A 20,015-nucleotide genomic window follows, 5' to 3' on the forward strand; every position below is an offset into this window, starting at 1 on the left:
GCGGGAGGCCGTGAGCCTCCCGCCGCGTCTGACTCGGGTGCGGACGATCAGGGGTAACTGACCACGTTGACCGGCACGGTGGCCGTGCCCTGGGCCGCGCCGCCCGTGTTGTTGATCACGTGGGCGATCGTCCCCACACCGCCCAGCGACACCGTGAGCAGGTCGTGGAACTTCACGGTCGACCTCGTCGGCGCCTCGAAGCCGCGCTCGGCCACGACCGAGGGATCGGTGCTGAAGTTGCAGTAGCTGCCCAGACCCCAGGCCTCGTGGGTGGTCACCGAGTCGGCCACCTTGTAGGCGGCGTAGCCGCGGGTCGAGCCGTTCATCCAGGACGCCTGGTTCGGCGGGTCGTACGGCAGTTCGTTCTGGAAGAAGATGGTCCGGCCGCCCTGGCCGTTCCAGATCACCTCGTACTTCTTGTAGTGCTCGACGAACAGGCCGTACGCCGTGACGTTGTCGCCGTTGACGATCAGCCCGGTGTCGGCCGGGTTGCTGTTCCAGCCGACGCCCGCGCCGTGGTCGGCCCGCCACGCCCAGATGTGATCGATGATCGTGTTGTGGTTGTTCACGACGAGGCTGGTCGTGGCCGATCCGGGGCCCGCGCCGCCGATGCGGAAGAACACGTCCTGGATCGAGGTGGGGTTGGCCGCGTGACCCGCCGAGGCGCCGTCGGGGCCGACCCGCAGCAGCACCGGCGAGTTGACCGTTCCGGCGTCGAACAGCAGCCCGGCGAGCTTCACGCCGTCGACGTCCGCGACGTTCATCGCGACGACGCCGCCGTCCGGGATCAGGGTCGCGTAGCCGAGCCCGAGCACCACTGTGTCCGGCCGGGTCACGTTGATCGTCTGGTTCAGGTGGTAGACGCCCGGCGTGAACAGCAGGTTGAGGCCCTGGGCCAGCGCCTGGTTGAGCGTGGCCGCGCCGTCGGACGGCTTGGCGACGTAGAACTGCGTGAGCGGGATCGACGTGCCGGGAGTCGCGCCGTTCGCCCAGCTCGCGCCGCTGGAGTTGGTGCGCAGAGACGGGACGAACACCCGGTAGGCGCCGCCCGAGTCGACGTACAGGTACGGCTTCTCACGCGTCACCGGGCTCTGCGCCAGCGTGGTGTACGGCGGGTTCGGGAAACTCTGGGCGGGAGCGCCGACGACGCCGGAGAAGACCATGTTCCAGACGCCGTTGGTCCAGCCGCCGACGCTGCTGTCACGGGTGAACCACTGCTGCTGGGAGTACGGCCCGACCGTTCCGTCGATCTTGCTGTCGGCGATGTAGCCGCCGCTGGCCCAGCCGTACCCGTTGGGCGCGAGGTTCAGCCCGCCGCGGACGTGGATCCGCCGGAACGGCGCGGCCTGCGCGACGGCCCAGCGGTCGGTGCCGTTCACCGGGACGACGGCGAGGTTCTCGGCCGAGCGCCAGAAGTTCTGGGTGGCGTTGCCGTTGAACCAGCCCGCGTCGACGGTGATGTCCCCGTTGATCGTGACGTTGTCGGGCGACTGGCCGAGACCGGCGATGGAGGTGTAGAAGCCGATCTGGGCGTTGAGGCCGCTGTAGGTGCCGGGCTTGAACAGTAAGGCGTACCGCTGGCTGCCGAACTGGTTCGACTCCTGCTGCTTGAAGATCGTGTCGAGCGTGCTCTGGATGCTCGCACCGGACATCGACGGGTCGAAGATCCGCACGTTCGGCCCGAGGTCGCCGCCCCCGGGGAGGGTGCCGCCGTCGGTGACGACGTTCACCCCGAACTCCCAGAGCGAGTATCCGTACTGGGTGGCGCGGGTGAGGCCGTACATGCGGACGTAGCGGCCCGTCGCCGCGAGGTCGAGCGTCTGCGTGCCGGACACGCCGGCGACGGTCGAGGTGGCGTCCGTCCACGACGAGCCGTTGGCCGAGACCTGGATCTTGAAGGTCTGGGCGCGGGCGGTCTCCCAGTTCAGGGCCACCCGGCAGATCTGCTGGGAGCTGCCGAGGTCGACCTGGACCCACTGGGGGTCGCTGAACGCGCTCGACCAGCGGGTGCCGGTGTTGCCGTCGAAGGCGGCCGAGGCGGGTGTCCCCGCGTTCTCCGTCGAGGAGGCCGACGACGGCCGGCCCTGTGCGGCGTTCGCCGTGCCGCACACGGCCGCCGCGGCGCTGTAGGAGGCAGGGAGGACGCCGGTCACCGCCGCGAACGTGGACAGCGCGGCGAGACCGGCGGTGACGAGTCCGGCACGCCGGCGCCGGGTGCGCGGCCGAAGACGGGAGGAGGGAGGCATGCGGTCTCCTTGGGCGGTGCCCCTCGGCGGGGGACCTGGGGGGTGGAGAGATCGGCGGCATGAGCGTCCGTCCGCGCGCTGCTTATGTCAAGGCTTATTTCACAATTAGAAATATGTGCCACGACCGTCATGCGACGGGGGCACTCCACGGCATGTCAGCCCGCGGCGGTGATCCTGGCGACCTGGGGCGTGTTGAGGAACTCCTCCAGCACGAGCGTGGCGGCGCCGAGCGCGACGGCGTCGGGGCCGAGACGGCCGAGGACGATCGACGTCGCGGCGTACGGCTCGGCCAGGGAGTTCGCGGCCGTGGCGCGGCGGATCTCGGGCAGCAGGCGCTCGCCGAGCCGGGCGCCGACCCAGCCGCCGATCACGATCTTCTCGGGGTTGACCAGGTTGACCAGGTTGGCCAGGCCCACACCGAGGTAGGTGACCGTCTCCTGGATCACCGGGGACTCCGAGGCGAGCAGACGGTCGAGGTCCTCCTCCCAGTCGCCCTGGGAGCCGACGCCGGCCCGGTCGAGGATCGCCTCGATCCCGACGTACGCCTCAAGGCATCCCCGCCCGCCGCAGCGGCAGGGCCGGCCACCGGCCACGATCTTGGTGTGTCCCCACTCCCCCGCGCTGTTGCTGACCCCTCTGAAGGTGGTGCCGTCGGCCACGATCGTCGCGCCCACGCCCACCCCGAGCAGCACGATCACCGCCTCCGAGGACCCCCGGCCGGAGCCGAACCACAACTCGGCCTGGCCCAGCGTCTTGGCGCCGTTGTCCACGTACAGCGGGAGCGAGGTGCCGCGGCGCAGGAGCGCGCCGAGCGGAACACCGTCCCAGCCGAAGGGCTTGGCGTGGATGACCCCGTCGGGGCCGGGCTCGACGATGCCGGGGACGCCCACGCCGATCCCGAGCACCTGCTCGGTGGGGACGCCCGCGTCGGAGAGCACGACCTCGACGCCCGCCAGGATGTGCCGGGCGACCAGTTCGGGGTCGTGCCTGGCGGGCCGCAGCACGTAGTCGACCTTGGCCCGCTCGGTCATCTCCAGGTCGAACAACCCCACCCGGACGTGGTTCTCGGCCATGTCGACGCCCACGGCGAAGCCGTACTCCGGGTTGACCCGCAGCAGGACGCGGGGGCGGCCGCCGTCCGACTCCACCTGGCCCGCCTCGACCACGATGTTCTCGCCCAGCAGACCGGCGGTCATCGTGCTGACCGTCGCGGCGCTCAGACCCGTGCGCGCCGTGAGGTCGTTGCGGCTGGTGGGCCCGGAGAAGTAGAGCGTGTGCAGCAGCACGGCCCGGTTGCCCCTGCGGATGTCCCGCACCGTCCTGCGCTCGGGCCTCGCCATGACCGACCTCCCCGTCGTCACGGGTCATCTTAGTTCAGGAGCGAAAACAAGCGGCTTCGTCCTGTCACGCCTCATCACCGTGGCAGCCGCCGGTTACCCGGCCGTTACGAAGGCGTGTCGCCACCACGTTTGTTCGCGCCCTGAACAAAGAAGATCGGAACGGCCCCGGCGGCCTGGCACGGGCCGCCGGGGGCACCGTCCCGGGTCAGTCGAACTGCAGCTCGGTGTTACGGCTGCGCTTCAGCTCGTAGAAGTACGGGAACCGCGCCATGTCGTGGGCGCCGTCGAAGACGCGCAGAGCCTCCTCGCCACGCGGGATGCGGGTCATCACCGGGCCGAAGAACGCCACGCCGTCGATGTGGATCGTGGGGGTGCCCACCTCGTCGCCGACCGGGTCCATGCCCTCGTGATGGCTGCGCCGCAGGGCCTCGTCGTACTCGTCGGTCGCGGCGGCCTCGGCCAGCTCGGCGGGCAGCCCGACTTCGGCGAGCGCCTCCTTGGCGACCAGCTCGTAGTCCTTGTTGCCCTGGTTGTGGATGCGGGTGCCCATCGCGGTGTAGAGGTCGCGCAGCACGCCCTCGCCGTGCCGCTCGGCGGCGGCGATGCACACCCGCACCGGGCCCCACCCGCGGCCGAGCAGCTCGCGGTAGCTCTCGGGCAGTTCGTCCCTGCCCTCGTTCAGCACCGAGAGGCTCATCACCCGGAACCGCAGGTCGATGTCCCGGTGCTGCTCGACCTCCAGGATCCACCGCGACGTGATCCACGCGAACGGGCAGATGGGGTCGAAGTAGAAATCCACCTTGGGACGGCTGTCGGTGCCTGCCTGGCCGGTTGCGCTCATGGACGGACTCCCCTGAAGAGGTTGACGGAGGATCGGGGGGCTCCGCGAGCGTATCCACAGGTGGGACGGACACGGACACGCGCCCCGACCCCTGAAACCTCCGGGCGTCCGCCCTCATTCCCGGCAGACATTGCGGAGATCCGGCGGGCACGCGCCCGGTGGCCGCCCGGAAGCGTCGGCCGGGGTCTCTAAGGTGTCCCCATGGCTGAGATCCACGAGAAGCCGGGGACCCACGAGAAAGCGGCGACCAACGAGAAGGCGGCGGCCCTGCGGGCGCTCCACGTGCCCGGCGACCCCGTCGTCCTGCCCAACGCCTGGGACGCCGCCTCGGCGCGGGCCGTCGCGGCGGCCGGGTTCCCCGCCGTCGCCACCGGCAGCGCGGCGGTCGCCGCCGCCCTGGGCTACGCGGACGGCCAGGACACCCCGGTCGACGAGATGCTCGCCGCCGTGGCCCGCATCAGCCGGGTCGTGTCCGTCCCCGTCACCGCCGACGTCGAGCGCGGCTACGGCCTCGACCCGGCCCTGCTGGTCCGGCGGCTGGCCGAGGCGGGCGCCGTGGGCTGCAACCTGGAGGACTCCGACCCCGCGACCGGTTCCCTGCTCGGCGCGGCCGAGCAGGCCGGGTTCCTGGCCGCCGTACGCGCGGCGGCGGCCGAGGCCGGCGTCGATCTCGTGATCAACGCCAGGGTCGACACCTTCATCCACGGTTCCGGGTCGCCGGAGGAGAGGCTGGCCGAGGCGGTCGACCGCGGCCGCCGTTACCTCGAGGCCGGCGCCGACTGCGTCTACCCGATCCTCGCGAGCGATCCCGAGGTGATCCGCGTGCTGGTGCCGGAGATCGGGGGGCCCGTCAACGTGTACTTCCAGCCGGGCATGCCCGCCGTCCGCGACCTCGCGGCCCTCGGTGTCGCCCGGATCAGCTTCGGGCCGGGCCTCCACAGAGCGGCCCAGGAGTTCACGGCCCGGATGCTCGGCGCGATCGCGCGGGGCGACGACCCGTTCCCGTCCGGCTGATCCGGCCCATCTCACCCGGCGGTTTCGGTCACCCGGCGTACGACCAGCCCGACCAGCGGTCGATCTCGACGAGGATCGCGGGCCCGGCCGGAGGGCGGTCGCGATACTGGGCGTACTTCGCGGCGAGCCACGCCACGGCCCGGTCGCGGGCGGGTCCGCTCTCGGCGACGCGTGCCCGCCCGTCGGCCCGCACCCACCACAGCCGCTCCCAGTCCTCCTCGTAGTGGTCGGCGAGCAGGCAGACACGGGGGTTCTCGCGGATGTCGCGCAGGCGCCGCAGGTCCGCGGTGCTCTTCGGCTTGTGGTCCACAGCGGTCACCACCACGTCCAGGGGCTCGGGCGCCTCGGAGGCGTACGCCGTGGCGAACGTCACCGGGACGAGGCGCGGCGCCCCCTCGGCCCCGGCGGTCGCGAGGCGGGCCACCCTGGCCGCCGCGAACAACTCGCGGGCCCGGCCCTCGGGCATCCTCACCCGTCCAGGCTACGGCGTCGCCGCGTCGACGCGGTTGATCGTCTGTGGGAGGCGGCTTATGGTGTGCGCCATGGAGGCATCTGAGTTACTCGAGCGGGCCCGCTCGCGCGCTACCGACCCCGAAGATCCCCTGGAAGTGCTGTCCGCCGCGATCGCGCTGTGCGGCGAACCGGGCGGCGAGGCCGACGCCCTGCTCGACCTCGCCGTACGCCGGGCCCGGGAGGCCGGCGCGTCCTGGACCGCCATCGGCGAGCGGCTGGGCTACGTCCGCCGGCCCGCGCGGAGGCGCTTCACCCCCGCCTTCGCCCACCGGCACCTGGTCAACCGCCGCATGAAGCGCGAGGTCGCCTGCTCCTTCTGCCGGAGGCCGCCGGGGCCGCGGGTCCACATGGTCCACGGCGAGGGCGGGCGCATCTGCGACAAGTGCGTGGCCCTGGCGGGCGACATCGTCGCCGGGCTGGCCCGCCGCCGCTGACGACGCCGCCCGGCGCCCCCGCCGGACGAGCCGGCGCGGGTGCGCGGGCGCGGGGCCGCCGCCGGGCGGTTCCGTCAGGTGACGGTGAGCCGCCGGGCGTAGCGCTCGTCCCGCCACAGTTCCTCGCCGAGCACCTCCGCCAGCGCGGTCGCCGCGTCGAAGACGTCCACGTGGCGCAGGTACAGCGGGGCGAAGCCGAAGCGGACGAAGTCGGGCTCGCGGTAGTCGCCGATCACGCCCCGGTCGGCGAGCGCGCGCACCACCGGGTAGCCCTGGGGATGGCGGTAGCTGACCTGGCTGCCCCGCCGCTCCGGGTCGCGGGGAGTGGCCAGCACGAGCCCGAGCCCCGGGGGGACCAGGTCGTCGAGCAGGTCGATGAACAGCGAGGTGAGGGCCAGGCTCTTGGCCCTCACCTCCGACAGGTCCACCCGCTCCCAGATGTCGAGCGACGCGTTCAGCGCGGCGTACGAGAGGATCGGCGGGCTGCCGGTGGCGAACCTGCGCACGCCGGGGGCTGGACGGTAGTGCGGCTCGAAGTCGAACGGCGCGGCGTGGCCGTGCCAGCCCGACAGCGGGTTGCGGACGGCCTCCTGGTGGCGCGGCGCGACGTAGAGGTAGGCGGGCGCGCCCGGCCCGCCGTTGAGGTACTTGTAGGTGCAGCCGACCGCGAAGTCCGCCTCGCCCACCCGCACCGGCATCGCCCCGGCGCTGTGGCACAGGTCCCAGACCATCAGCGCGCCGGCCGCCTGGACCTGTTCCGTCACCGCCGCCATGTCGCGGGCGGCGCCGGTGCGGTAGTCGACCTGCGAGAGCAGCACGAGCGCCACGCCGTCGTCGAGGGCGTCCGCGAGCGACGGGCCCCGCTCCCCGATGTCACGGATCTCGTACGTGCCGAGCGCCTGGGCGGCGCCCTCCACGACGTACCGGTCGGTGGGGAAGTTGTCGAGATCGGAGACGATCACGCGGCGGTCCGGCCGCAGCGGCAGGGCGGCCGTGACCACCTTGAAGATGTTCACCGAGGTGGAGTCGCCCGCCAGCACCTCGCCGGGGCCCGCCCCGATCAGGGGCGCGATCCGGTCGCCGGTGCTCTGCGGCATGTCCCACCAGCCGGCCGTGTTCCAGCTGGCCCCGAGGTGTCTGCCCCACTCGGTCTCGACGGTGCGGGCCACCCGTTCCGGCGTGTGCCGGGGCAGCGCACCCAGCGAGTTGCCCAGCAGGTAGACGACCCCGGGAGGGAGCGAGAACTCCTCCCGGAAGCCTCGCAGCGGGTCCCTGGCGTCGAGATCCTGACATTCGGCACGGCTGACACCCATCGGCACCTCCTCCTTCTCCGCATTATGTCCCGAAATATACGATCTTGTGGAGCATGTGATGACGCAGCGTGGACGGCAGAGCAATACCGGTGAGGACCGTTCCACCGAATGCGGACGGCTATAAACCCCAGAGATCACCACAGCGGCACTATCAGCCCAAAGTAAGCACAAGACGCACCCAAGACTCTGTGCGATCGTGGACAAGACGGGGCAAGTTCTCTGGAGACGCCAATCCCCCCGTTGGTGACAGAGGGTGATCAAACGTGACGGAGTCCCCGGTGCATCATGAGTCCCCGATTTATCGCCGCATCGCCGACAGGCTGCGCGATCAGATCCTGTCCGGCGCGCTCGGTGACGGGGACCGGCTACCGGGCGAGAACGCGCTCATGAACGAGTACGGCATCGCACGGGCCACGGCGCGGCAGGCACTCGCCGTGCTGATCAACGAAGGGCTCGCCGTGCCGAAACGAGGATCGGGCGTCTACGTGCGCCTGTTCCGCCCGATCCGCCGCCACGGGTCCCGCCGGCTCTCGCGCGAGCAGTGGGCCCAGGGCCTGGCCATCTGGGACTCCGACACGCGTGGCCGTTCGTACACGGTGGACGAGGTGCGGATCCTGCGCGAGACCGCGAGCGAGCACGTCGGCCGCGTGCTCGGCGCGGAGGAGGTCTGGGTGCGCCGCCGCCGTTACTCGGTGGACGGCCGTCCGGTGCAGCTCGCGGCGTCCTTCTTTCCCGCCGATCTCGTGGAGGGCACGGCGGTCGTCCTGCCCGACACCGGCCCCGGAGGGGTGTACGCCCGCCTGGGCGAACTCGGCCACGCCCCGGTCCACTTCAGTGAGGAGGTGCGGGCGCGGATGCCGCTGCCCGGGGAGACCGAACTGCTGAACCTCCCGGCCGGCACGCCGGTGATCTCCGTGACCCGGGTGGCCTTCGCGGAGGGAGGGGTGGCGGTGGAAGTCAACGAGATGACGCTCGACGCGGCGTCCTATGTACTCCAGTACGACTTCGACGCGTAGGTCAAGTGGACAAGTCCGCCGATAGGTTGACCTGTCCATCCCGATCATTGATTTCTCTAGAGAAGTCCCGCACCGTGAAGAAAGAGACGTCAAGAACACCGGGCCTACGGCGAGGGAAGGTGGACGGGTGTCCTTTGACCGACGCCTTGCCGAGATCGCTCGGGAGTTTCCGGAGTGGACGATCTGGCGGAGTGACGCGGGCCGGTGGTGGGCCACCCGGCACCGCCCGCTCACCTCGGCCCAGCGGGCGGCCGGCTGCGCGATGACCATCGACGCCGACGAGCCCGACGGGCTGCGCGAGCAGTTGCGCGAGCAGGAGGAGTGCGACGCCGCCGCCGATCCATGAGCGCGGAAGCCCCCGACCCGATCGGGGGCGGGGGCTTCCGCTACCAAAGATCACTCAGCGCGCGTTCCCGCGGCTCACTTGCCGGCGACCGGCTCTCCGTCGGGGGTGGTGCGGCGTACGCGGCCGAGGTCGACGTCGGTGTCCTCGGGCGACGCCGCCAGGTCGGGCCCGATCTCCGTGGAGTCGGCGTGGTCCTGCTGCTCGGTGCGCCCGGCGTCCACGACCAGGACGGCCTCCTCCTCGTCGCCCTCGGCCGGGTGGATGCCGGTCTCGGACGCGCCGGGCGGCTCCTCACCGGACGGCGCGGCGATCTCCCGGGGCTGCGGCGTGAAGTCACCCGCGCCGAGAGCCTGGATCTGCGGCGCGGGTGGCAGCACGGTGGCCTCGTCGACCAGCACCCCGGCCATCGACTCGCGGTGCATCAGGTCGCCGAGCACCGAGCCGATCTCGTTGAGGCGGCGGACGACCTCCGTGTGGGTGTCGGTCAGGTAAGCCACCCGGCGGCCGGTGTGCTCGTCCAGCGCGTTCACCCGCTGCTGCGCCGCCGCCAGCATGGCCTCGGCCTGGCCGCGCGCCTCGACGAGCAGCCGCTCCGACTCCGTCCGGGCGTCCGTGAGCAGGCGCTCCGACTCGGCGCGGGCGGAGCGGAGGGTCTCGTCGGCCTCGGCGCGGGCCGTGGCCACCGTCTCGTCGGCGTCCGCGCCCGCCTGCGCCAGCAGCCGCTCCGACGTCGCGGTGGCGTCGGCGACCCGGCGCTCGGCCTCGTCCTGGGCGGCGGACCTGATCGCGTCGGCCTGCTCACGCGCGGACGTCACCAGGCGCTCGGCCTCCGCCGCCGCGCCGTCGCGCAGCCTTCTGGCCTCGGCCTCGGACGCCTCCTTGTTGGCCGTCGCCTCCTCCTGCGCCAGCTTGAGGATCTGGCTCAGCCGCTCGCCCAGCTCGTCGGGGTTCTGCGGCGACTCGGTCATCTTGCGCCGCGCCTCGGCCAGTTCGAGCCGGCTCTGCTCGGCCTGGTCGATCGTACGAGCGAGCCGTTCCTCCAGGTCCCGGATCTGGTTGCGGGTGCGGACCATGTAGTCGTGGACCTGCCTGCGGCTGTATCCACGCATCACGACTTCGAACGAGTCGTCACTCATCAGGTCGGGGAAGTTGTCGGTCTGGTTCGTCATAAGAAGCCCTGGGGTCGGAGATAACGACGGTAACGCACGCCAGGACACGACTTTCCTGCTATCCGCCGCACATCGCAACCTGAACGCGGCAGCCGGACGGGAAAACCCGCGGGGCGCCCCGTCACGCCCGCCGGAGGGCTCGTGGGATCATCGTGGGATGCCGTACGTAGCGGACCTGGACGACGACGCGACGCCGATCATCCACCCGGAGGCGTGGGTGGCCCCGGGGGCGGTGGTCGTCGGGAGGGTGCGGCTCGGACGCGGCGCGAACGTCTGGTACGGATCGGTGCTGCGCGGCGACGACGAGCGGATCGAGGTCGGCGACGAGGTCAACGTCCAGGACCTGTGCTGCCTGCACGCCGATCCCGGCGAACCGGTGATCCTGGACGACAGGGTGAGCCTCGGCCACCGGGCGATGGTGCACGGCGCGCACGTGGAGGCGGGGGCGCTGGTGGGCATCGGCGCGGTCGTGCTCGGCGGAGCGGTCGTCGGGGCCGGGTCCCTGGTCGCCGCCGGGACCGTGGTGCCGCCCGGACGGCGGATCCCGGCCGGCGTGCTGGTCGCGGGTGTGCCGGGGCGGGTGGTCCGCGAGCTCACCGACGACGACCGCGCCTCCTTCGCGGGGACGCCGGACAACTACCTCGCCAAGGCCCGCCGTCACGCCGCGGCCTCGGTTCGGTCCCGATGAGCGTGCCGGCCAGCGCCAGGTGGTCGGAAAGCTCGGGGTCGGTCCTGACGGCCTCGGCGCCGCCCGGGCGGTAGTCGGCCTCGCTGGCGAAGATGTAGTCGATCTTCCGGCCGCCACGCGTCGTGGGGTCGCCGCCCCGGCGTACGGACCCGCACCCCGGGGCGTCCGCCTCGGTGTAGCCGCCGTCGCCCAGGCCCATGCCGTACACGCCGGTGAGCTGGGCGTCGCCGGGCTCGCGGTTGAAGTCGCCGGTGAGGATCACCGGGGCGCCGCCGGCGTACCTCTCCACCAGCCCGGTGACCTGCCGCGGCGTCTCGGTGCCGGAGATGTGCGTCACGCAGCAGACCGAGCGGCGTGGGCCGACGTCGCCCCTGGCGCACAGCAGGCCGCGCGGGTGGACCGTCTCGCCGGGCGCGGCCGGGGCGTCGGCGCGCAGCAGCCGCCGCAGCGGCGGGCCCTGTGTGCCGTTCCTCAGCGCCAGCGCCATGCCGAAGGTCCTGCCGTCGGGCGGGGCCGTGTGCGGCGTGAGGTCGCGCCAGAGCGTCCTGCACCGGTCCTCGCGGCCCGGCCCGCCGCCCCTGGCGTAGCCGTACCAGACGAGGTGATATCCGGGCAGCTCACGACGCAGGAGGCCGACCTGGGCGTAGCACATCTCGGTGAAGGAGGCGACGTCCACGTCTCTCGAACGGATCAGCGCCGAGACCTGGCCGGCCCAGGTCCGGCGGCGCTGCGGCGTGAGGTCGCGGACGCAGGTGCCGGCCCGGTTGCCGGCCGCGCAGACGTTGTAGGTGAGGACGTTCACCCGATAGGTGTCGCCGGGTGCCGGGAGACCGGCCACCACAACTCCGACAATTGCCACTCCTGCCACAAACGCCCCCATGCGGCAGGAAGTTACTCAGAAGCGGATTATCCCGTCCACGCACCTGTGGTGAAATTCCCGACATTGATTGCCATGACGGGTGCGGCAATCGCGAGATAGGCCATCATCACCCACGGTTTCCGGCTTCCGGCGACGCCCACCGCGACGTAGAGCGGCCACCACAGCAGCGAGGCCCGCCCGATCGACATGTAGAACGACGACATGGCCAGCAGCGCCACCGCCTGTGGCGCCAGATAGGCGACGTCGGCCCAGTGCCGCCGGGCCAGCATCACAAGGATCAGCACGATCAGCACGGCCCCCGCGATCATGTCCTCGCGGTACGACGTGGAGAGGATGGGCTCGTCGATCGACCTGTTCCAGGTGTTGATGAACGCGATCCACGGCTTCTCCGGGAACCGCCCCCAGTACTGCGCCTCCGCCGCCTTCCAGGCCATGAAGTCGCCCGTACGGTGCCACAGATAGACCATGTAGGCCAGCACCGGCAGGCCCGGGACGACCAGCCAGGGAGCCGTCCGCCACCCGGTCGAGCGCAGGCCGTTCGCGGAGAAGAGGAACATCACCGCGAGGCCCGCAGCCAGGAAGAGACCGGAGATGCGCACCGACGAGGCGAAGGCGGCGCACAGGGCCGCCGACTCCCACCTGCCCTTGCGGGCCAGCAGCCAGGCCGGTACGGCCAGCGCGAGGAAGGGCGCCTCGGAGTATCCGGCCAGCAGGAACGTGGCGAACGGGCTGAGGAAGAAGGCCAGCACCACCCAGGTGCCGCTGCCCTCGCGGTAGGACTCGCCCAGCCGGTGCAGGGCCACCGCGACGACGGCGCTCGCGACGAACGACACCAGCACGATCGCCAGGTCCCAGTTCGAGATGAACAGGTGCAGCGACCGCAGGAACATCGGCAGGCCGGGGAAGAACGCCACCAGCTTCGGCGCGTCCGGCATGCCCGGCGTGCCGTCGTAGCCGTACTGCGCGATGGCGATGAAGTTCTCGGCGTCCCACGGCGTGAGCCGGTCGAGCATCGGCGCCTCGGTGCGTCCCGGAGCCGCGAGGACCATGTAGATGTAGGTCGCGACGTGCCAGAAGAACCAGATCAGCAGGGCCGTACGGTCACCTGGACGGCCCGGCCACCGCCATCCGCGGCTCTCCCGTTCCGGGCGCGGCGTCTCCGTCTGCTCACCGGTCGCGGCGCCGTCCGGAGCGTCCACGGGCGTTTCCTTGGCCGGTTCCCCGGCCACGCCCTGCTCCCGGTCGGCCCCCGCCTGCTGGATCTCAGTCACGAGCACCTATGCAATACGTCATGGACAGTCCCTGCCAAGGCAAGCATGCCGGGTTTTGTCGGCTGACGGCCAACAAAGTCGTCGGACCCGGTCAGACGGGCCGTGGCCGGTGAAACTTTCATCGAGCTCACCGCGGCAGGGAGCGCCGTTCCGTCTTGCTCAGCCGGCCGTCGTCGTACAGCGGTGACGTCCCCCGCACCCTCAGCCACCCGGCCCGCCGCCGGGCGAGGCCCCGGTGATCGCCTGCGTCTCCCGCCGGCTCATCTCCTGCAGCGGCGCGCCGTCGCTGTTGCTCAGGATAACGCCGGCGGGACCCGGGGTGCTGCTGGTCGAGGACGAACAGCCGCTGGCCACATACATCGCGGCCGGGCTGCGCAAGCACGGCTGCGCCGTGGACATGGCACACGACGGCCGGCAGGCGCTGGACAAATGCGAGATCACTCCGTACGACGTGGTGGTCCTGGACCGGGACCTTCCGGTGGTGCACGGCGACATCGTGTGCCGGCGGCTGGCGCAGCGGGGCGCCGCCCGGGTGCTGATGCTCACCGCGTCCGGCGCCGTGTCCGACCGGGTGGACGGGCTGACCCTGGGCGCCGACGACTACCTGGGGAAGCCGTTCGCGTTCTCCGAACTGGTCGCCCGGGTGCGGGCGCTGGCCCGGCGCAGCACGCCGGCCCATCCTCCGGTGCTGCGCGCGCGGGATGTCGAACTCGATCCGTCCCGGCGCACCGCCGAACGGAACGGCCGGCTGCTGTCGCTGACCCCGAAGGAGTTCGGGGTGCTGGAACGGCTGCTCACCGCCGGCGGTGCCGTGGTCAGCGCGGAGACGCTGTTGGACAAGGTGTGGGACGAGCACGCCGACCCGTTCACCAACGCCGTGCGCATCACCGTCAGTACGCTGCGCCGCAAGCTCGGTGATCCGCCGCTGGTCGAAACCGTGACCGGCGCCGGGTACCGGATCGTCCCGTGATCCGGCCGCTGACCGCCCGCGGGCGACTCACCGTGGTGTACACCGGCCTGGTGCTGGCCACCGGACTGCTGCTGACGGTGCTGACGTACCTGCTGCTGTTCCACAGCATGCGGCTGGTCATCGGCGATGCGGTGTCCAGGCTGCTGACCCGGGCCGTGCCGGCTCTGCTGGTGGTGACCGCGTGGGCGGGGCTGACCGGCTGGCTGGTGGCCGGGCGGATACTGCGGCCGATCCGGGCGATCTCCGACACCGCGAACCGGCTGTCCGCGGAGAACCTGTCCGAACGGATACCCGTCCGCCGGCCCACCGACGAACTGGCGACACTGGCCACCACCATCAACGGCATGCTGGACCGCGTCCAGCACGGCATCGCCGAACGCGACCGGATCCTCGACAGCCAGCGCCTGTTCGTCGCCAACGCGGCGCACGAACTGCGGACCCCGCTCACCACCATGCGCACCGCCGTCGACGTCACCCTCGACGGCGAGCCCGACCGGGCCGAACTCGTCACGATGGCCCGCGACGTCGCCTCCGCCGTCGACATCAGCCGCCGCACGCTCGACGGACTTCTGATCCTGGCCCGCAGCCAGGCCGGCCCGCTCCGCCGGACGCGGGTGGACCTGGCGGCGGTCGCCACCGCGGCGGTCGCCGCCACCGCCGGCGAGGCGGCGGACGTGGCCGTCACCCTCCGCACCGACCTGCGGCCGGCACCGGCCGAGGGCGAGCCGGTACTGCTGGAGCGGATGGCCGGCAACCTGGTCGAGAACGCGCTGCGCCACAACCACGCCGGCGGGCACGTCACGGTGACCTCCGGCACCGCGGACGGGCGCGCGTTCCTGCGGGTGGTCAACACCGGCCGTCCGGTCACACCGGACGAGGAGCGACGGCTGTTCGAGCCGTTCGTCCGCGGCACCGCCGACGGCACCGGCGGGGCCGGGCTCGGCCTGTCCATCGTCCGCGCGGTCGTCACCGCGCACGACGGGCGGATCTCCAGCACCGCCCGGCCGACCGGCGGCATGGACATCGCCGTGCATCTTCCGGCGGCTGTGGAGGCACCTGCTCCCGGGTGATGCTCCGCGACGGACGGCCGGCTCCTCTGCGTCCGGTCAGGAGCCGCCCTGCCTCGGGCCGCGGCCACGCCGGTGAGGATCTCACCCCGTGTGCTCCGGCACGCGCCCTTACCGGCGATTTACCATTACGGGGTGTACTGGGACGGGTTCACGGCGATGGAACAGGACGTGCGCGCCGTCGTCGGCGATCCCCGCTGGACGCTTCTTCCCCCGCTCACGCGGGCGCACACGCTCGCGCAGCGCGCGCTGCTGACCCCGGACGGCTCCCGCTGGCTCTTCGGCGCGCACGCACGCTGGTACCGGCTCGACCGCGTGGACGGCCGCTGGCACCTCTCGGCTCCCCCGCTGCACCCGGCGGTCCGGTCCGGCGCCCGGCCGCACCCGCCGGGTGTGGCGGTCCCGCCCGCGCTGATCCCGGCCGGGCCCGACTTCGCCTACGACCGCGGGTCCACGCAGGCGTTCGTCGGCCCGGACGTGCCGCACGAGATCACCGAACGGCTCCGGGCGCTGCTGCTCGCCCACCGGGGGCTGCGCCGAGAGGACTTCCCGCTGGGCGGCGCGTACCGGGAGATCTTCGCCGGTGACGTCGCGAGCACGGTGGCCGCCGTGTGGGGCACGATCATGTGGTGCGCCTACGCGCCGGCGTTCGACGGCAACGAGGTCATGCTCTCGATGTTCGGCGAGTTCCTGGCCCGCCCGCTGCCGGGTGACGACTGGGTGCGCTGGCTGCCCCTGGGCTCGCTCGACGCGCTAGTAGCCCTCTACGCCGAGCGGATGCGCTCCGGCGCCCAGCAGGCGGGCCTGCGACTGGCCGGGCTGATGGCCGAGACCGCCACCGTGCTGCGCGCCGACGCCCGGTTCCGCCCGCGCGCCGAGGCGCTGATCGCGATGGCCGAGCCACTGCTCGCCAGCCCCTGGCTGGACCACCACGCCCTTCCCGGCGGCGCCGTACGGCAGGCCTGGCTGGCGCGCTGCCCGCCGCACCTCGTCTCCGCGACGCTCCCCGAGTGGGCGCCCGGCGAGCACTTCCGGCACACGTTGTACGACCTCGTCGAGGCGCTCGCCTACACCGCCTCGCGCGGGATGGACCCCCGGGCCGTGGCGGCCGCGCTGCTCGCCGCGGACGTCGCGGGCGTCTGCGGCGTCTCGGAGCCCGCCTGGGCTCCCGGGTCCTCCGGCACCGCGCGGGTGGTCAACGCGCTGTATCCCTGGATGGACGACGAACTGCGGCAGGCCCTCTATCTCGCGCTGGCCGACCCCGCCCATCCGCTGCGGGGGTGCTGGCCGGCGGGCGGAGTGCTGCCGGCCGCGCTGCTGCCGCCCGACCGGACGACGGCCGCGGCCCTGCTCGGGTCCGCGTACGCGACGGGACTGGCGTGGTGCGCGCTGACCGGCACGCCCGCGCCGTCCGAGGGCTTCGCGGTGCCCGCCGCGGTCGTCCAGTGCCTGATCCACCAGCGGGACGACCCACGCCCGCAGGAGCCGCGGGCGGATCACCGGCCTGACCTGGAGGAGTCCGGAGCCTGGCTGTTCGAAACGTCAAATTCGGATATTTCGTCCTTACCTCCGCTTTAGCAATCCGTTCCCTCCATCACCGTCCCTTTCATCGAATCGTGATCTCGGAATCGGGGAAATGGTCACCGAGGGACACGAGGTGCGGGTCGGGAATGGTCACGATGGGCCATGTCGCGGCGGACTACCCGGACGTAACCTCGTGATGGGTGTGGGCTGCGGAAGGAAGGACGACGCGGTGGGGCACGACGATCTGGACTCCCGGGTCCACGACCGTGTCGCGTTGGACGAGATCGCGCTCTACGCGGAGGTACTGGAGGCCGTGAACATCACGGAGAACCGGCTGACCTTGGAAGAGCTCGACAACGCGCTCGGATTGCGGACTTCGGCGAGCCACTGAAGAACTGAGAGCATGGTCCGTCCCGGGCGTCCTGATGCGCCCGGGGCGGCTTGCTCCGGCGTGCCGGTGGTGGCCGCGCCCGGCCCGATCAGGACCGTACGAGGCGGGCGATGGCGGCCGAAGCCTCCTTGATCTTCTCGTCGGCCTCGGGGCCGCCGCTCTTGACGGCGTCGGCGACACAGTGGCCGATGTGATCCTCCAGCAGGCCGAGGGCCACCGCCTGAAGGGCGCGGGTGGCCGCCGAGACCTGGGTGAGGATGTCGATGCAGTAGGCCTCTTCGTCCACCATCCGCTGCAGTCCCCGGATCTGTCCCTCGATCCGGCGCAGGCGGGTGAGGTAAGCCTGTTTGTCCCCGCTGTACCCGTGCATTCTTCAACGATACCCGGCGCGGGTATCGACCGGCGCGCTGCGCCGAGAACCGCCGGGACCTGCGCGATCGCCTGTCGGGGGCATCGTTTGTCATGTGCAATCATTGACGGACGGGTTCCGGCGGCTCCCGGGCTCGACCGGACGGGACGAGGCGAGGCGAACAGAGGCGAGCGCGAGTGGAACGGGGACGGTACGGAGAGCCCGAGACCTTCTCGATGCTCACCGTCCTCCAGGACCATGTCGTCGTCATCCACATGTACGGCGACCTCGACCTGATCGCGGCTCCCGCCCTGCGCGCCTGCCTCGCCGAGGCGGTCGGACTGCGCACCCCGCCCCGCATCGTGGTCGACGCGGAGGGCCTCACGTTCTGTGACTCCACCGGGCTGAGCGTCCTCATGGGGGCGTTGCCCGCCGTCCGGGCGGTCGGCGGGGATTTGGCGCTCAGCAACGCGCACGGCCGCTTCGCGCGGATGCTCAGGATCACCGGCCTCGACTCGGTGCTCCCGGCCTACGAGTCCGTCGCCTCCGCCGCCGCCTTCCTCACCACCCACGGAGCCTAGGACCGCGCGGCCGGGGGAGGATCGTCAGTCGCGGGAGCGCAGGCCGTACATGAGATCCTCCCAGCGGGCGGCGACGCCGGACGCGGCGTGGCCGGAGGCGCTTTCCAGCGCGCCCGCCGCGAGCGCCATCCTGCGGCGCTCGTCGTCGACGAGGGTGAGCAGCGCGCCGGCGAGCGGCTCGACGTCGTCCTCGCCCTCGGCCACCAGCACGCTGTCGAGCCCGGGGCGGAGAAACTCGGCCGGGCCGCGCGGCCCGGCGTAGCCGACGACCGGCACCCCGCAGCTCAGCGCCTCGATGACGGCCATGCCCTGGGCCTCCTGCCGGGACGGCGCCACGACGACCGACGCCTTGGCGAACTCTCCCGGCAGGTCGGGGGTGGTGCCCATGAAGTACACGTGGTTGTGCAGGGCGAGGTCGCGGACGAGGGCGCGCAGCCGCCGCTCCTCCGGGCCTCCGCCGTACAACCGCAGCCGCCAGTCGGGCCTTTTGTCCGCGACGATCGCGAAGGCCCGCACCAGCTGGTCGTACGACTTGCCGGCCACGAGCCTGCCGCCCGCGCTGACGATCCGGTTGTCCATGCGCGACCGCGGCCACGGCCCCTGCGGCAGGGCGTCCGGGATGACGTGGACCGACAGGTCGTCGTCGAGCAGGCGCACCCACTCGTCCCGGCGGCCGGGGGTGGTGGTGACCACCGCATCCAGCCGGGGATAGAAGCGGCGGATCGGGCCGAGGACGGAGGGCCTGGTCCATTCCCGCGCGATGCGGACGACTCCGCGCGGCGCGTGCCTGGCGGCCTGCACCCCCAGAGACGGCCGGGTGGTGACGACGACGTCGGCGCGCAGCCCGCGCAGCATCCGCCACAGGGCCACCTCGGTGCGCACCTGTCCCCGCGGCAGCAGGTGGTGGACGCCGGGCCGGGCGTCCACGAGCCAGCGCAGCGCCACCCGGCGGTCGACCGGGAAGAACGGCGTCTCCCTGGTCCGCCGGACGCTCACCACCTCCACCTCGTGCCGTGCGGCCAGCCCTCCCGCGAGGTTCAGGACCGCTCGCACGTCGCCGCGCATGCCGTACGCCGACGGGAGCACGAAGGCGACTCTCACACCCCCACCTCCAGGAGCAGATCGTCGCCGGAGGTGAAGCTGGGCCTGATCGGGACGCCGTCCACGAGGGCACGCGGATAGTGGACGCGGCGGCGTTTGCCCTCGACGTCGTCCAGCCGGGCGCTCAGCGACAGCACGCGTTCGAGGCCGTCGACCTCCAGGTACGGCTGCCACGTGCCCTGCGCGCCGGGGGTGGCGGCCACTACGTCGCACAGCGAGAGCGCGGCGTGGAAGCGGACGCCCTGGACGGTCGCGGAGGACCGCACGGTCGCGCCCGGCTCGCCCTGCCGCAGGGCGAGCGTGGCCGGATGGTGCTGGTCGTCGTCGACGAAACCTGTGTAGGCGAGCAGGCCCGTCACCTCGAAGCGCCCCTCGCGGAACCAGACCGCCCGGACGTCGGCGGCCGGCTCCGCCTGGTCTATCTTCAGCGCCAGATATCCGTTACGCGTGCGGTAGGCGCGGTACGCGAGAGTGCGCCGCCCGAGCGCGTACGCGTCGAGGCGGTCGAGCGAGAAGCCGGGATCGACGCTCTGGATCCGGGTGCGGGGGCCGTCCTGTTCGAGGTAGGCGTCCCAGCGGCCCGGCCCGAGATCCAGCGGCGTGAGTGAGATCGCGACGCTGGCGTCCCTCGTCCTCCTGCCGGAGGCACCCAGCGTGACGTGCCGTTCCTGGCCGGTGCCCCGCTGCCGCAGGACGAGCCGGGCACCGTCGACGAGCGGTTCCTCGATGGCCAGCCGCAGGGAGAGGACATCGGCCAGGGTGACCTCCGCGTCGCTGACGACAACACCCACCGTGCTGCCCCCTCCCCGTCGATTGAGCCAACGTTGAGGTTACCGTGATTCTCCTGTTATGTGGAGAAAGCGTTTGCCGGCTCTTCACTGAAACATGTTTGTATCGCTCGTCTTGACGACGAGACTCCACAAATTGTGCGATTCGTCAGCAAAGAATCGTTTACCCCTGC

Annotated in this window: 21 protein-coding genes; 10 read left to right on the plus strand and 11 right to left on the minus strand. The window is 71.9% G+C overall.

Annotated features, from left to right (window positions below):
• Positions 1-47 precede the first annotated feature (47 nt).
• The 3 genes from Mam01_RS32600 to Mam01_RS32610 form a co-directional block, all read right to left on the minus strand.
• Positions 48-2,246, minus strand: a complete 2,199-nt coding sequence (locus Mam01_RS32600) for a discoidin domain-containing protein (RefSeq protein WP_204289018.1) — start codon at positions 2,244-2,246, stop codon at positions 48-50.
• Between the two features lie 155 nt (positions 2,247-2,401).
• Positions 2,402-3,586 (minus strand): ROK family protein, encoded by a 1,185-nt coding sequence (locus Mam01_RS32605; RefSeq protein WP_204289019.1) that lies wholly within the window; start codon positions 3,584-3,586, stop codon positions 2,402-2,404.
• 205 nt (positions 3,587-3,791) lie between these two features.
• The gene (locus Mam01_RS32610; protein WP_204289020.1) at positions 3,792-4,427 is read right to left on the minus strand and encodes a mycothiol-dependent nitroreductase Rv2466c family protein; all 636 of its coding nucleotides are present in this window, start codon (positions 4,425-4,427) and stop codon (positions 3,792-3,794) included.
• A gap of 201 nt (positions 4,428-4,628) precedes the next feature.
• On the opposite strand from Mam01_RS32610, the gene Mam01_RS32615 reads away from it, so the two are divergent.
• Entirely contained in the window at positions 4,629-5,441 is an 813-nt protein-coding gene (locus tag Mam01_RS32615; RefSeq protein WP_204289021.1) for an isocitrate lyase/PEP mutase family protein, read from the plus strand.
• A gap of 28 nt (positions 5,442-5,469) precedes the next feature.
• Here Mam01_RS32615 and Mam01_RS32620 read toward each other — a convergent pair whose 3' ends face one another.
• Entirely contained in the window at positions 5,470-5,907 is a 438-nt protein-coding gene (locus tag Mam01_RS32620) for a TIGR03668 family PPOX class F420-dependent oxidoreductase (RefSeq protein WP_204289036.1), read from the minus strand.
• 76 nt (positions 5,908-5,983) lie between these two features.
• On the opposite strand from Mam01_RS32620, the gene Mam01_RS32625 reads away from it, so the two are divergent.
• Positions 5,984-6,388, plus strand: a complete 405-nt coding sequence (locus tag Mam01_RS32625) for a ClpX C4-type zinc finger protein (RefSeq protein ID WP_150939873.1) — start codon at positions 5,984-5,986, stop codon at positions 6,386-6,388.
• Positions 6,389-6,462: 74 nt separating this feature from the next.
• On the opposite strand, the gene kynU is transcribed toward Mam01_RS32625, so the two are convergent.
• Complete coding sequence (gene kynU, locus Mam01_RS32630; protein ID WP_204289022.1) at positions 6,463-7,701, minus strand: kynureninase; 1,239 nt, start codon at positions 7,699-7,701, stop codon at positions 6,463-6,465.
• 278 nt (positions 7,702-7,979) lie between these two features.
• Here kynU and Mam01_RS32635 point away from each other — a divergent pair, with 278 nt between their 5' ends.
• The gene (locus tag Mam01_RS32635) at positions 7,980-8,717 is read left to right on the plus strand and encodes a GntR family transcriptional regulator (RefSeq protein WP_239101796.1); all 738 of its coding nucleotides are present in this window, start codon (positions 7,980-7,982) and stop codon (positions 8,715-8,717) included.
• Positions 8,718-8,844: 127 nt separating this feature from the next.
• Complete coding sequence (locus Mam01_RS32640; RefSeq protein WP_150939868.1) at positions 8,845-9,063, plus strand: hypothetical protein; 219 nt, start codon at positions 8,845-8,847, stop codon at positions 9,061-9,063.
• A gap of 74 nt (positions 9,064-9,137) precedes the next feature.
• Here Mam01_RS32640 and Mam01_RS32645 read toward each other — a convergent pair whose 3' ends face one another.
• Complete coding sequence (locus tag Mam01_RS32645) at positions 9,138-10,232, minus strand: hypothetical protein (RefSeq protein WP_204289024.1); 1,095 nt, start codon at positions 10,230-10,232, stop codon at positions 9,138-9,140.
• A gap of 157 nt (positions 10,233-10,389) precedes the next feature.
• Here Mam01_RS32645 and Mam01_RS32650 point away from each other — a divergent pair, with 157 nt between their 5' ends.
• Positions 10,390-10,920 carry a gamma carbonic anhydrase family protein gene (locus tag Mam01_RS32650; RefSeq protein ID WP_150939864.1) on the plus strand — a complete coding sequence of 177 codons (531 nt, stop codon included), beginning with the start codon at positions 10,390-10,392 and terminating at the stop codon, positions 10,918-10,920.
• Here Mam01_RS32650 and Mam01_RS32655 read toward each other — a convergent pair.
• Both Mam01_RS32655 and Mam01_RS32660 read right to left on the minus strand, forming a co-directional pair.
• Positions 10,826-11,758, minus strand: a complete 933-nt coding sequence (locus tag Mam01_RS32655; protein WP_204289025.1) for an endonuclease/exonuclease/phosphatase family protein — start codon at positions 11,756-11,758, stop codon at positions 10,826-10,828. The two genes, Mam01_RS32650 and Mam01_RS32655, sit on opposite strands and share 95 nt — an antisense overlap.
• Positions 11,759-11,826: 68 nt before the next feature.
• Complete coding sequence (locus tag Mam01_RS32660) at positions 11,827-13,071, minus strand: mannosyltransferase family protein (RefSeq protein WP_204289026.1); 1,245 nt, start codon at positions 13,069-13,071, stop codon at positions 11,827-11,829.
• 319 nt (positions 13,072-13,390) lie between these two features.
• Between Mam01_RS32660 and Mam01_RS32665 the strand changes: the two genes are divergently transcribed.
• The 4 genes from Mam01_RS32665 to Mam01_RS32680 all read left to right on the plus strand — a co-directional run bounded on the left by Mam01_RS32665 (position 13,391) and on the right by Mam01_RS32680 (position 17,023).
• Entirely contained in the window at positions 13,391-14,041 is a 651-nt protein-coding gene (locus Mam01_RS32665) for a response regulator transcription factor (protein ID WP_204289037.1), read from the plus strand.
• On the plus strand, positions 14,038-15,111 hold the full coding sequence (locus tag Mam01_RS32670) for a sensor histidine kinase (protein WP_204289027.1): 1,074 nt from the start codon (positions 14,038-14,040) through the stop codon (positions 15,109-15,111). Before Mam01_RS32665 ends, Mam01_RS32670 begins: the two co-directional genes overlap by 4 nt.
• Positions 15,112-15,243: 132 nt before the next feature.
• Entirely contained in the window at positions 15,244-16,686 is a 1,443-nt protein-coding gene (locus Mam01_RS32675) for a hypothetical protein (RefSeq protein ID WP_204289028.1), read from the plus strand.
• A 175-nt stretch (positions 16,687-16,861) separates the two neighbouring features.
• Positions 16,862-17,023: a hypothetical protein gene (locus Mam01_RS32680; protein WP_165900712.1), complete on the plus strand. Its 162-nt coding sequence runs from the start codon at positions 16,862-16,864 to the stop codon at positions 17,021-17,023.
• An 88-nt stretch (positions 17,024-17,111) separates the two neighbouring features.
• Here the strand turns inward: Mam01_RS32680 and Mam01_RS32685 are convergent, their stop codons facing one another.
• The gene (locus tag Mam01_RS32685) at positions 17,112-17,393 is read right to left on the minus strand and encodes a metal-sensitive transcriptional regulator (RefSeq protein WP_150939858.1); all 282 of its coding nucleotides are present in this window, start codon (positions 17,391-17,393) and stop codon (positions 17,112-17,114) included.
• A 176-nt stretch (positions 17,394-17,569) separates the two neighbouring features.
• On the opposite strand from Mam01_RS32685, the gene Mam01_RS32690 reads away from it, so the two are divergent.
• The gene (locus tag Mam01_RS32690) at positions 17,570-17,953 is read left to right on the plus strand and encodes an anti-sigma factor antagonist (protein WP_150939856.1); all 384 of its coding nucleotides are present in this window, start codon (positions 17,570-17,572) and stop codon (positions 17,951-17,953) included.
• 24 nt (positions 17,954-17,977) lie between these two features.
• Here Mam01_RS32690 and Mam01_RS32695 read toward each other — a convergent pair whose 3' ends face one another.
• Both Mam01_RS32695 and Mam01_RS32700 read right to left on the minus strand, forming a co-directional pair.
• On the minus strand, positions 17,978-19,054 hold the full coding sequence (locus Mam01_RS32695; protein ID WP_150939854.1) for a glycosyltransferase: 1,077 nt from the start codon (positions 19,052-19,054) through the stop codon (positions 17,978-17,980).
• A complete protein-coding gene (locus Mam01_RS32700) occupies positions 19,051-19,845 on the minus strand; it encodes a hypothetical protein (protein WP_204289029.1) in 795 nt (264 codons plus the stop codon). The genes Mam01_RS32695 and Mam01_RS32700 overlap by 4 nt, the downstream gene beginning before the upstream one ends.
• Positions 19,846-20,015: the final 170 nt, after the last annotated feature.

Source organism: Microbispora amethystogenes, assembly GCF_016863015.1.
GTDB lineage: Bacteria > Actinomycetota > Actinomycetes > Streptosporangiales > Streptosporangiaceae > Microbispora > Microbispora amethystogenes.